This window comes from Halobacillus locisalis (genome assembly GCF_013694105.1).
GTDB lineage: Bacteria > Bacillota > Bacilli > Bacillales > Halobacillaceae > Halobacillus > Halobacillus locisalis.
Window position 1 is genome coordinate 152739 of sequence record NZ_JACEFG010000003.1, and the last position, 13050, is coordinate 165788.

A 13050-nucleotide genomic window follows, 5' to 3' on the forward strand; every position below is an offset into this window, starting at 1 on the left:
GGGAGTACGCTGAGCCTCCTCAGGCTTCACCTTCCGGGGTCTCACCCTGCACTTTAATCCCACAGGAGTCTCACCGTTTTTCTTCCCTCTTAACGAAATGAGGAGAACGGAACCACTCCTACTGGAACATGCTGGTGCAATTCGATTCATTTTTATTATAAAGGGAAAAGAGGAGGCGGAGATTGATGAGAGTGATGGTGATTGGACGAGGTGGGAGAGAGCATAGCCTCGCACAAACCTTAGCAAAAAGCCCGAACGTGTCCACGATTTATGCAGTGCCAGGGAATGCCGGAATGGAGCAGGTGGCCGAGTGTGTCGCCATCCCCGAAACCGATCAAGCGCAACTTGTAGCTTTTGCTAAAGAAAACGAGGTCGACTTGACGATTGTCGGACCGGAAAACCCGTTGTTGGACGGACTTGTCGATCGTTTTCAAGAGGCGGGACTGAAGGTGTTCGGTCCGTCTTCGGAGGCGGCGTTGATCGAAGGAAGCAAGCATTTCGCCAAGCAGCTAATGGCGAAGTACGAGATTCCGACGGCGGCGTACGAGGCGTTCACGGAAGTAGAGCCGGCGAAGGCGTATATTCGTGGGAAAGGCGCACCGATCGTCGTGAAAGCGGACGGATTGGCAGCTGGAAAAGGCGTCGTCGTTGCGGAAACAGTGGACGAAGCCTGTGAAGCGGTCGAGGATATGCTCGGAAATGGTCAGTTTGGCGATGCGAGTCGCGAGATTGTCGTCGAAGAGTTTTTAGCTGGGGAAGAGTTCTCGTTGATGGCGTTCGTCAACGGCCGCAACGTCTACCCGATGATTACGGCGAAAGACCACAAGCGCGCGTTCGAAGGCGACCAAGGCCCGAACACGGGTGGCATGGGTGCCTTCGCCCCGGTGCCGGACTTGGCTGAATCGGATTATCAGTTTGCCGTCTCATCGATTTTGCAGCCGACAGCGGATGCGATGGTCGAAGAGGGCCGTCCGTTCGTCGGGATTTTGTACGCGGGCTTGATTCAAACGTCTGCCGGACCGAAAGTGATCGAGTTCAACGCGCGCTTCGGCGACCCGGAAACGCAAGTCGTCCTGCCTCTTCTCGAGAATGATTTGGACCAAGTATTTGTCGATGTGCTCGAGGGGCGTGACCCTGAACTTCGCTGGTCTCGTTCGACATGTGCAGGTGTCGTGGTCGCGTCAAGCGGCTATCCTGGCGCCTATGAAAAAGGCCGTCCTGTGCCGGTGATCGAGTCCAATCATGTATTTGTCACTCATGCCGGTACGGAAAAAGCGGAGCAAGGCTATGTATCCAGTGGCGGGCGGGTACTCCTCGTCGGCGCACAAGCCGAACGGTTGCCCGAAGCACTGGAAAACGTCTACGACTATATGCAACAGTTCGACGGCAACAAAGACTTCTTCTACCGTCGTGATATCGGTCTTTCATCAATTGCGCCGGCGTCTAGTCGCCACGTAAAGTAGTGCTGCGATCGTCCCGATGATCGTGACGATGACGAATCCGACGTCTGTGAAATACTCCATGAAATCCATTAAGATCATCCTTTAATGAAAGGAAGGGCGAGCCCTTCCTTCTTTTTGTGTTTTGAAGCTCTTTTAAGTTCTTTAATTGCACGGCGAGCAGAATGCTGGAGTCGCGCGCAAACTCTGTTGAGCGCTCGCAAATCCGGTTGAACGCTCGCAAATCCGGTTGAACGCTCGGAAATCCGGTTGAACGCTCGGAAATCCGGTTGAGCGCTCGGAAATCCGGTTGAGCGCTCGCAAATCCGGTTTAGCGCTCGCAAATCCGGTTGAACGCTCGCAAATCCGGTTGAGCGCTCGCAAATCCGGTTGAGCGCTCGCAAATCCGGTTTAGCGCTCGCAAATCCGGTTGAACGCTCGCAAATCCGGTTGAGCGCTCGCAAATCCGGTTGAGCGCTCGCAAATCCGGTTGAGCGCTCGCAAATCCGGTTGAACGCTCGCAAACTGGGCTGAACGCTCGCAAACTGGGCTGAACGCTCGCAAATCCGGCCAAGCGCTCACAAATCACAAGAGTCGTGCACAACCCCACTCACCGTGCTCCAATCACAAGTGCCTACACGCATCCTTATCTTCATCCGGGTCGTAATCATAATTCTGACCCCAGCTCTCTTCCTTGCCGTCACGCTCCGTCGCAAGCTGTTCATAAGCAGCCGTCAGCGGACAGTAGCGCACGATGCCTTCTGCGATTTTCAGAGAAGACATGACGATCCAGGTCGGATGGATGGATGCATCTTCCTTCCTTCCAGCACGGATGGTAAGAAAAGTAAGCATGCTGAATCCAGCGGTGATGCGGATCATAGCGTTCATTATTCCGATATTCGGTTTCACGGTTCACTTCCTCCTTCGGGGACGCTTGTGTTACGATAGTACATATTGAATCAAGGGAGGACGCTCCATGAATGAAACACGCTTTCGTTGGCGGAATCGTCAGCTGCGCGAACATGCGGCAGTGATCGACGGCGCCATTGCTCCAACCAAGTTGATCAAACATACTACGTATTTGAACGTCTATTTGAAAAAATGGATGTCTGGACATATATGGTTGTACGAAGATCGAATTGTTTATACAGGTACAGAACTGCCTTCAAATACAGAAGGTACGGAAATCATCGATGGAAAGGATCATTATATCGTGCCGGGCTATATTGAGCCGCATGCACATCCTTTTCAGTTATATAATCCCCGAAGCCTAGCGGAATATGCAGTTCAGACGGGAACGACAACGCTCGTCAATGATAATTTGATGTGGCTTTTTTTAACGGACAAAGAGAAAGCGTTTTCCCTTTTAGAAGAGTTCATGAAAGTGCCCGCGACGATGTACTGGTGGGCGCGGTTCGACTCGCAATCGGCACTCCGGGAAGAGGATAAGAAACGCTTTGAAAATCAGATTCCGGATTGGATCGAGCATGATGCGGTCATTCAAGGCGGCGAGCTGACGGCGTGGCCGGACGTTTTATACGGCGGTGATGACCGTATTCTGCACTGGATGCAGGAGACGAAACGGGCACGCAAGCCGCTTGAAGCGCATTTGCCGGGAGCTTCTGAAAAAACGCTTGTGAAGATGCGCCTGCTCGGGATGAATTCCGAACACGAATCGATGAACGCGGATGACGTATTGAAGCGTCTTGAGCTCGGCTATCAGACAGGGCTACGCTATTCGTCGATTCGACCGGACTTACCTGAGATTTTAGAAGGGTTGCAAAATCAAGGGCACGATCACTACAGCCACCTGATGTTCACAACCGACGGATCGACGCCTGGCTTTTATCGTGAAGGACTGATCAATCAGTGCATTCGAATCGCGATTGAAAAAGGTGTCCCTCCGATTGATGCGTACATGATGGCGACATATGAACCTGCGCGTCATTTCGGGATTGACAACCGTGTGGGTAGTCTGAATGTCGGACGCGTTGCTCATTTGAACTTTTTACAAGACCCGAATGACCCTACGCCTGTAAAAGTGATTGCCAAGGGTGAGTGGGTGAATCACGAGGAGACGCCGATCGAGTGGGAGAGAAACGGGGTGTCCCGTCTTGATTTGGATTGGGATTTAAAAGATAATGATTTACAATTCTCGATGCCGGTCGGGCTTGAGATGATCAACGATGTGATCATGAAGCCGTATGCGGTCGATACCGATGCGTCGGTCGACCGGATCGCGAGTGATAATGAGGAGGCCTTTCTTTCGCTGATCGATCGCGAAGGGGAATGGGCGGTCAACACGTTGTTGAAAGGGTTCACGCAGTCGCTTGGTGGACTTGTCAGTTCGTATTCGAACACGGGCGACATCATTTTTATCGGAAAATCGAAATCGGACATGCGAAAAGCGTTCCAGCGGATGAAAGAGATCGGAGGAGGAATCGTACTCGTCGATCACGGTGAAGTGATTTTCGAGATGGCGCTACCTTTAGGTGGAACGATGTCCGATTTGCCGCTGCAAGAGTTGATTCAAGAGGAAGCGGAGTTGAAAAAACAGTTGAATGCACACGGTTTCACCTACAATGATCCTGTGTACACATTGCTTTTCCTATCTTCTGTCCATTTGCCTTTTACAAGAATCACACCTCTTGGAATCATGGATGTGAAAAAGAAAGAGGTACTCTTCCCTTCGATAATGCGTTAAACTAGAAGAAGAAAATATTTTGTAGGGAAGTGCTATCATTGAGGAAGCTTGCGTCATTCAGCTTGTTGCTGGTCCTTCTTTTGTTAGCGGCTTGTTCGGGTGAAGCGGGAGCAAGTCAGGAGTCGAAAGCGGACCAAACCGAACCTCCCGAGCGTTCGGAAACGAGTGAACAGCCAGAAAAAGAAAAAGAAGTGGACGTCGTTGTGGAAGAGGAGCCTGAAGAAGAAGAGGTGACGTTCGACAATGTCTATCCATTAACCGGTGAACCGACGAATGAAGAGGTCGATCATCGCGTCGTCTCGGTGATGGTGAACAACCACACGAAGGCACGTCCGCAATCGGGGCTTAGTCAGGCGGATGTCGTATATGAGGTGCTCGCAGAAGGGCAGATCACCCGCTTTCTAGCGTTGTACCACAGCGAACTTCCTGAGATGATCGGTCCCGTGAGAAGTGCTCGTCCTTATTATATGGAACTTGCAGCTGGCTTCGATGCCCTTTATACTTATCACGGCGCATCGACGAATATCAATCGTCACATCGCCGGCAGTGGAATCGACTATTTAGATGGAGCGGCTTACGACCGCAACGGCTGGTTGTTTGAACGATCATCAGAACGTCGACCACCGCATGATTCTTATTTTTTAACAAACGGCATTGATCGTGCTGTCGAACAGCAAGGGTATGCGGCGGAGACAACCACTCCTTCCCTTCCTTTCAAAGAAGACATCACGCCACAAGGCACGCGGGCGGATGACGTCCAGGTGACGTATTACGACCGTGAAGGCGTCAGCTACAGTTATGACGAATCAAGCGGACAGTATCTTCGTTCAAGCGATGGAGAGAAGTCGTTCGATGAGGCAAATGGTGAACGCATAGCTCTCGATAACGTCTTCATCGTCCGTACAGGTCACTCGATCATCGATAACGTCGGAAGGCGAGATGTAGACTTAACATCTGGCGGAGAAGCTTATCTTTTACAAAAAGGAATGATTCAAGAAATACAATGGAAGAGCGTCGATGGACGCATCCTTCCTTATAAAGATGGACAACCATTATCTTTCACACCAGGGCAGACTTGGGTCAACATCATCCAGGGGAGCACGCGTGTGGACGTGACCAATTAAGGAGGTCAACCGGAATGCAAATCGATAAATTACGCGGAAAAACGCTCGATCAGTTGTTCGAAGCGATTCTATCTCTTCAAAATGTAGAGGAATGCTATGAATTCTTCGACGATCTGGCGACGATGAACGAAGTCCAGTCGCTTGCTCAGCGTCTAGAAGTCGCTCGTATGCTGCGTGACGGGTTCACGTATCATAAAATCGAAACGGAAACCGGCGCATCAACAGCGACGATTTCACGTGTGAAACGTTGCCTGAACTACGGCAACGACGCCTACACGCTAGCGCTTGACCGCGTGCAGGAAAAAGAAACGAAATAATCGTAGACAGAGAGACTACCTGATATAAAGGTAGTCTTTTTTGTGTTTGCGAAAGCTGCTTTCGGTTCTTCAAAGGTGAGAAGGGGCGGTGGCGGGGGATTCGGACATTTGATTAGGCATTTCGGACGTGCTCTCGTGTATATCGGACACCGTCCCCGCTAATTCGGACATCCTCTCACGTATTCCGGACAATTGCCGTTAATTCGGACATTTCATTTCACATTTCGGACACCACATCCACTTATTCGGACAAAGGACTCAACATACGTTCCGAACTTATAATGAGCTGTTGGACGAAGAGTCACTGCAGCCGTTATTCAACGATTTCGATGAGCGGTTCCCAGGCTACGACCTTTCGAAAGTGAAGAATTTGGGAACACAACCTTGCCAACATTGTGCTGTCATCGTTAGCGTCCCTTCTAGTAGTTGGATCTAAAGAGGTTCACACTTCTTATTGCAAGGCGGCGTGGAAACGGCGACACTCCTGCAGGATACTGAGGCTTTGGTGAGATCCCGCAGAGTGCGAAGCGATCGAGGAAGCTCACCGCCTCCTGCGGAAAGGGAGTCGTTTCCACGCCACCGATGCACTCACCTTGGAACAACCTCTCTCTTCTAATCCCACCAAGACAAGCATAGGGTAGTAGAAAGACTGCTCTGTAAAGGGGGATGACGACATTGAAATTTTTGTTGAAAAAAGCGTTCGTGATCATGCTCGGAAGCACGCTCATCTCCCTCGGCATCAACTTTTTCCTCATCCCAGACCACGTACTTGACGGTGGCATCATCGGCGTCGGACTAATTGCCAACTACGTATGGGGCATGAAAGTCGGCTTCACGATCATCTTGTGCAGCATTCCGATTTTCTTGATCGCGTGGTTCCGCTATCGCCCCTATTTTTACAACAGTTTGCACGGACTGCTCATCTCTTCATTGTTCATCGACTTCCTCCACGTTCTAAGACCCTACCATCTGCCGCTTGATCCTGCGATGAGTTCAGTTGCGGGCGGGATGTTTGTTGGGGGTGGAATCGGACTGATGCTCCGCAACGGTACAAGCACAGGGGGGACCGACTTGCTGGCGCAGATGATTGCGGACCTTTCCAAGCTGAACGTCGGTTTCGTCATCTTCTTAATCGACGCCATCATCATCGGCATCAGTGGGTATCTATTTTCTACTCAAACGCTTCTGCTTTCCACCATCGCCATCTTAAGTGTGGCGCTTGTCACCATGGCGACCACCGCGAAAACCCCTACAACTTCATGAAAAAATTTCCTTATGTATGGTACGATTGAAAAAAAGAGAAGAGGTCGTCCTATGGTTTTGATGAAAGACCGCGAACACATTCAACGTGCCCTAGATAGGGAGGGAATAACGGGTACGGTTCAGCCGCTTGGAGAAGGGGCGTGGCATATGGCTTATCTTATCGAAGAAAAGCAGCTCGTCCTCCGTATTCCGAAGAAAATCGCCTATGACAAGGAAGTTGAATTCAATCCACAAGAGCTGACAGCAGAATATGCAGCTACCAAAGCTTTCTACGAGCATGCCAATCGTGCTAAAAAAGGAATCTGTCCGGAGTATTTCGATTTTTATGTCAGTGAAGAGCTCACGTACACGATCGAATCCTACGTCGGCGAATCGATTGGACTTGGACATCAAACGATCGAAGAAGCCAAACAGTACGGACGCGAATTGGGCGAGTGCTTCCGTCTCCTTGAAACGCTGGACCCTCCTTTTGCAGGGATGGGCTATGTTGAACTAGACGAAAAGGGGCAGCTGAAGGGGCCGTATGAGATGAACGCCGAGGAATTCCTTGTTCAAGAAACGGACGAATACCTCAGTGAATTGGACACACTTCTTGCAAGCTCTTACTCTTTTGATAAAGAAAAAGTAGAGCGAACTGGCCGCCAGTTACTCGCGGAGCGCTCCATCAAACGAGAAAAAGTCGTGTTCACCAATCAGGATACGTCTCCAGAAAACATTTTGTTCTCGAAAAACGGAGCCAAAATGATCGATCCGTTTCCACTTCTGGCAACCGGCACATCACTTGCGGCGAACCATGTGTTCAACTATACGATGCTTTTTCCGAAGTTTGCAGATACAGAGCGTTTCGGCAAAGGGGATTACCACATCCATGCTGCGAAGTTAAAGGCGAATGCAGAAGGGTTTACAGAAAGCTATACGGATGGTTCGGAACAGAAACAGAAGGACTTACATATTGAGGTGTTCATCAAATTGCTGACCATGGCGTTTGAGCATCATCAACTGCTAGAGGAGAAGACGCTGAATCGTGAACAGATCATTCGGTACGGAACTAAAAAGCAAGTCGAGGAGCGTCTTCAAGGATATTTGCAAGATCTGGAATCTTACCTTGTTTTATAGAAAATATATGGACGATGAATCTTAACGTAACCACAGCTGTCAAAGCTGTGGTTTTTTCTCCCTTAGCCATTCATACGACACCCAAAAGTTTGCTATAATGAGTGAATGGATAACGGTTGTTTGGAGGATGAACATGAAGCAGTTCAACGAATGGGATCACGTGTTTAAACTCGATCCGAACAAAACGATAACCGACAGCGCACTCGAGAAAATCTGCCTGTCTGGTACCGATGCGATCATCGTCGGTGGAACCGATGGCGTCACGTTCGAAAACGTCACAGACTTGTACGAACGGATCAAGCCGTATGAGCTTCCGTGTGTACTCGAAGTCTCTGACATCGAAGCGATTGCGCCCGGATTCGACAAGTATTTGATACCGATGGTGTTGAATAGCCGTGACAAACGGTGGATGTTCGATGTCCAGCACGATGCGATCAAAGAATATGGCGATATCATAGACTGGACGAGCATTATGACCGAAGGCTACTGCGTCCTCAATCCAGAGGCGAAAGTGTACCAACGGACCGACTGCGACCTCCCGACGACACAAGACGTCATCGCTTATGCGAAAATGGCTGAACATATGCTGAAGCTTCCGGTTTTTTATATCGAATATAGCGGAACCTATGGAGACCAGGATCTCGTCCGCCAAGTCGCGGATGAACTGAACGAAACAAAGCTCGTCTACGGAGGCGGCATTATTAATGCCACGCAAGCCGAAGAGATGAGTGCTCATGCCGATTTGATTGTTGTAGGAAATGTCATTTATGAAAATATAGACGCTGCGCTTTCGACCGTACAAGCAGCGAAACGATAAAGAAAGAGGATGGTGTACGATGACACAAGCAATGAATGCCTTGATCCAAGGCTTGAATACAGAACAACGAAACGCCGTGACCCATACCGAAGGACCATTGCTGATCATGGCAGGGGCGGGAAGTGGAAAGACCCGAGTCTTGACCCACCGAATCGCCTACTTACTTAGTGAAAAAGACGTCGGCCCACGCAATATTCTGGCGATCACGTTTACGAACAAAGCGGCCCGCGAAATGAAGGACCGTGTCGAATCACTCGTTGGAAAAGACGGCGAGAAAATTTGGATGTCGACGTTCCACTCGATGTGTGTACGCATTCTAAGACGCGACATCGACCGGATCGGATACGACCGCAACTTCTCGATTTTAGATTCTAGTGACCAACTGTCCGTCATCAAGCAAGTATTGAAAGAAATCAACCTCGACCCGAAGAAATGGGACCCGCGTGCGATGCTTGGTGCCATCAGTAACTCGAAAAACGAACTGATGACCGCCGAAGACTACGCGAAGCAGGCCGATAACGCCCACGAAGAACAAATCGCGCAAATTTACAAAGGCTATCAGAAAAAGCTGCGTAAAAACCAATCTCTCGATTTCGACGACTTGATCATGCAGACGCTGTCCCTTTTCGATCAAGTACCAGAAGTACTCGAATCTTATCAGCGTCGTTTCCAATATATCCACGTCGATGAGTACCAGGATACAAACCATGCGCAGTACCAGCTCGTCAAACATTTAGCGAGCCGTTACCAGAACTTATGCGTCGTCGGGGATTCCGACCAGTCGATCTATGCCTGGCGCGGAGCGGACATTCAGAACATCTTGAACTTTGAAAGTGACTATCCGAACGCTCGCACGATCTTACTTGAACAAAACTACCGCTCCACTGAGCTGATTCTGAACGCAGCCAACAACGTCATCGATAAAAACAGTGGCCGTAAGCCGAAACGTCTATGGACGGACAACAGCGGCGGTGAGAAAATCCACTATAAACAAGCAGGCACCGAGCGCGAAGAAGCGTTGTTTGTCACGGACACGATCGAAGACTTGATTAGAAAGGGACGTTACCAGTATAAAGACGTCTCCATCCTGTACCGTACGAACGCTCAGTCCCGTACGATCGAGGAAACGTTCGTCAAAGCGGGCGTCCCGTATCAAATGATCGGCGGCACGAAGTTCTACGACCGTAAAGAAATCAAAGATATGCTCGGCTACTTGCGCCTGATCGCGAACCCGAATGACGACCTGAGTTTCCAGCGTGTCGTCAACGAACCGAAGCGGGGCGTCGGAAAGACGAGTATGGACAAGATGATGGCGTATGCGGCAGACCACGATATTTCCTTATACGAAGCAGCTGCCGAAGTCGATTTCGTCGGCGTCAGCGCCAAAGCCGCGAAAGCGATCATGTCATTCCGCCGTATGATTCAGAACTGGACCGAGCAGCAGGAGTTCCTATCTGCAACCGACATGGTCCAGGAAGTCATAGACAAAACGGGTTACGAGGAAATGTTGAAAAATGAGAAAAGCATCGAAGCACAAAGTCGTCTTGAAAACATCGAAGAATTCAAGTCCGTTACGAAGAACTTCGAAGAGAACGCCGAAGACAAGACGCTGATCGCGTTCTTGACCGATCTTGCCTTGATTGCGGATATTGATTCCATGAATGAAGACCCTACAAGTGACGACACCGTAACACTGATGACGCTTCACTCAGCCAAAGGACTCGAATTCCCGGTCGTCTTCTTGATCGGAATGGAAGAGACGGTCTTCCCGCACAGCCGTGCTTTGCAGGATGATGAGCAGATGGAAGAAGAACGCCGTCTCGCTTATGTCGGCATCACCCGTGCCGAACAAGAGCTGTTCATTTCTCATGCGAAAATGCGCACATTATACGGACGTACGAACATGAACCCGATTTCCCGTTTCATAAACGAAATTCCGGATGACCTGATCGAAGGCAAAGAAGAACAGCAGGACCTGCCATTCTTCAACCAAAAACGCGATATCTCGAAGCCGCAAGCACAAGCAGCACCGAAACCTCAGAAACGCGTAGCGAAGAAGAAACCATCGAGTGGTGGCGAGAAGATCGGCTGGAATCCGGGTGACAAAGCCGCGCACAAGAAGTGGGGCGAAGGTACCGTCGTCAAAGTCCAAGGCGAAGGCGACTCAATGGAACTCGACATCGCATTCCCGGCACCGACCGGCATCAAGCGACTACTTGCCCGCTATGCTCCGATTACGAAAGCCTAAGGAAGTGGAAATATGAACGCATCTGATAAAATAGCCGCTCTCCGCGAAGAGCTGAACCGTTACAATTACGAATACCACACGCTTGACGAACCGAGCGTCTCAGACCAAGAGTACGATCAGAAACTGCGTGAACTCATCGAGCTTGAGGAAGAACATCCGGAACTGCAAACGCCGGATTCTCCCTCCCAACGCGTCGGGGGAGCGCCTTTAGAAGCTTTTGTAAAAGTCCAGCATGACATCCCGATGCTCAGTCTCGGGAATGCATTCGACGATGCAGAGCTTCGCGATTTCGATCGCCGCGTCCGAGGAGGCACGGATGAGGATGTCAGCTACGTCTGTGAATTGAAAATCGACGGACTGGCGGTTTCGCTTCGTTATGAAGACGGCTTGTTCGTTCGCGGCGCAACACGTGGCGACGGTACGACAGGCGAAGACATCACCCAAAACTTGAAAACCATCAAAAGCATCCCGCTCCGCTTGAGTCGACCGGAGTCGATTGAAGTACGCGGGGAAGCGTTTATGCCGAAGCGCTCGTTTGTCGCATTGAACGAAGCGCGCGAGGCGAAAGAGGAAGAGCCGTTCGCCAACCCGCGTAACGCGGCAGCCGGTTCGCTACGCCAACTCGATCCTAAAATCGCAGCCAAACGGAACTTGGATATTTTCCTGTATGGAGTCGGATTATGGGAAGAAGACCCGACAGATTCCCACAGCGAGCGTCTCGATCAGCTGAAAGAACTCGGCTTGAAGACGAACCCCGAGTGGAAACGATGCAAGGATATTGAGGAAGTCATCGAATACGTCAACGGCTGGGTCGAACGCCGTCCGGATCTCGATTACGAAATCGACGGCATCGTCATCAAAGTCGACCGCCTCGATCAACAGGAAACGCTCGGCTTTACAGCGAAAAGCCCGCGCTGGGCGACGGCCTACAAGTTCCCGGCTGAAGAAGTTGTGACCACGCTCAAAGAGATTGAACTGAGCGTCGGCCGTACAGGCGTCGTCACACCTACCGCGATTTTGGAACCGGTCAAAGTTGCCGGAACGACCGTCGGACGCGCGTCGCTTCATAATGAAGACTTGATCCGCGAACGGGATATCCGTATCGGCGATACCGTCGTCATCAAGAAAGCAGGGGACATCATCCCGGAAGTCGTACGTGTTTTGACCGAACACCGGGAAGGTGACGAAGAGCCGTACCACATGCCGGAATTCTGTCCAGAGTGTGAGAGTAAGCTCGTCCGTTTGGAAGAAGAAGTGGCGCTGCGCTGCATCAACCCGAACTGCCCAGCTCAACTGCGCGAAGGCCTGATCCACTTCGTATCGCGTAACGCTATGGATATCGAAGGCTTAGGTGAGAAGGTCATCGCTCAGCTTTTCCAAGAGAAATTGATTCACAATATCGCGGACTTATATAAGCTTGAACGTGAACAATTACTTGAGCTCGACCGGATGGGAGAGAAATCGGTTCAGAACCTATTAAAAGCGATTGAGGCATCGAAAGAGAACTCACTCGAACGTCTCTTGTTCGGCCTTGGCGTCCGTTACGTCGGAACAAAAGCCGCCAGCACGCTAGCGCAACACTTCGAACATATTGACGCGCTTCTCGAAGCGGATGCGGCTATGCTTGAAAACATTCCGGAAATCGGAGAGAAGATGGCCGACTCGATTGCCCGCTACTTCGATAAGCCGCAAGTGGTCGAATTAATTGAAGAATTGAAAGAGCTCGGATTGAATATGACGTACAAAGGGGCGAAACCGAGTGAAGGGCCTGCCGACTCCCCGTTCAAAGACAAGACCATCGTTTTGACAGGGAAGATGGAGGACTACTCACGCGGTGATGCGAAGAAGATCGTCGAAGAGCTCGGCGGAAGCGTCACAGGCAGCGTCAGCAAGAAGACTGATTTATTGATTGCCGGTGAAGATGCCGGATCGAAATACAAGAAGGCTGAAGATTTGGGGATTGAAATTTGGGATGAAGAGCAGTTCAAGAACGCTCTCCCTGAATGAAAATGAGGAGTGAAA

At 50.5% G+C, this 13050-nt stretch carries 11 protein-coding genes; 9 read left to right on the forward strand and 2 right to left on the reverse strand.

Annotated elements, in window-relative coordinates:
* Positions 1 to 185: 185 nt before the first annotated feature.
* Positions 186 to 1463, forward strand: coding sequence for a phosphoribosylamine--glycine ligase (purD, locus tag H0266_RS13725; RefSeq protein WP_181473002.1), 1278 nt, complete (start codon positions 186 to 188; stop codon positions 1461 to 1463).
* Here purD and H0266_RS19705 read toward each other — a convergent pair.
* On the reverse strand, positions 1428 to 1541 hold the full coding sequence (locus H0266_RS19705) for an EYxxD motif small membrane protein (protein ID WP_343063294.1): 114 nt from the start codon (positions 1539 to 1541) through the stop codon (positions 1428 to 1430). The two genes, purD and H0266_RS19705, sit on opposite strands and share 36 nt — an antisense overlap.
* Positions 1542 to 2063: 522 nt before the next feature.
* Positions 2064 to 2348, reverse strand: coding sequence for a YgaP-like transmembrane domain (locus H0266_RS13730; protein ID WP_181473003.1), 285 nt, complete (start codon positions 2346 to 2348; stop codon positions 2064 to 2066).
* 67 nt (positions 2349 to 2415) lie between these two features.
* Here H0266_RS13730 and H0266_RS13735 point away from each other — a divergent pair, with 67 nt between their 5' ends.
* The 8 genes from H0266_RS13735 (at position 2416) to ligA (ending at position 13035) form a co-directional block, all read left to right on the forward strand.
* Positions 2416 to 4143 (forward strand): adenine deaminase C-terminal domain-containing protein, encoded by a 1728-nt coding sequence (locus tag H0266_RS13735; RefSeq protein WP_181473004.1) that lies wholly within the window; start codon positions 2416 to 2418, stop codon positions 4141 to 4143.
* A gap of 29 nt (positions 4144 to 4172) precedes the next feature.
* Entirely contained in the window at positions 4173 to 5267 is a 1095-nt protein-coding gene (locus H0266_RS13740; RefSeq protein ID WP_343063295.1) for a DUF3048 domain-containing protein, read from the forward strand.
* Positions 5268 to 5281: 14 nt separating this feature from the next.
* On the forward strand, positions 5282 to 5584 hold the full coding sequence (locus H0266_RS13745; protein ID WP_181473005.1) for a YerC/YecD family TrpR-related protein: 303 nt from the start codon (positions 5282 to 5284) through the stop codon (positions 5582 to 5584).
* A 666-nt stretch (positions 5585 to 6250) separates the two neighbouring features.
* Positions 6251 to 6847: a YitT family protein gene (locus tag H0266_RS13750; protein ID WP_181473006.1), complete on the forward strand. Its 597-nt coding sequence runs from the start codon at positions 6251 to 6253 to the stop codon at positions 6845 to 6847.
* Positions 6848 to 6898: 51 nt separating this feature from the next.
* A complete protein-coding gene (locus H0266_RS13755) occupies positions 6899 to 7963 on the forward strand; it encodes a phosphotransferase (RefSeq protein ID WP_181473007.1) in 1065 nt (354 codons plus the stop codon).
* A 133-nt stretch (positions 7964 to 8096) separates the two neighbouring features.
* Positions 8097 to 8780 carry a heptaprenylglyceryl phosphate synthase gene (gene pcrB / locus H0266_RS13760; RefSeq protein ID WP_181473008.1) on the forward strand — a complete coding sequence of 228 codons (684 nt, stop codon included), beginning with the start codon at positions 8097 to 8099 and terminating at the stop codon, positions 8778 to 8780.
* Positions 8781 to 8799: 19 nt separating this feature from the next.
* Positions 8800 to 11028 (forward strand): DNA helicase PcrA, encoded by a 2229-nt coding sequence (gene pcrA, locus H0266_RS13765; RefSeq protein WP_181473009.1) that lies wholly within the window; start codon positions 8800 to 8802, stop codon positions 11026 to 11028.
* Between the two features lie 12 nt (positions 11029 to 11040).
* Entirely contained in the window at positions 11041 to 13035 is a 1995-nt protein-coding gene (ligA, locus tag H0266_RS13770) for an NAD-dependent DNA ligase LigA (RefSeq protein WP_181473010.1), read from the forward strand.
* Positions 13036 to 13050 lie beyond the last annotated feature (15 nt).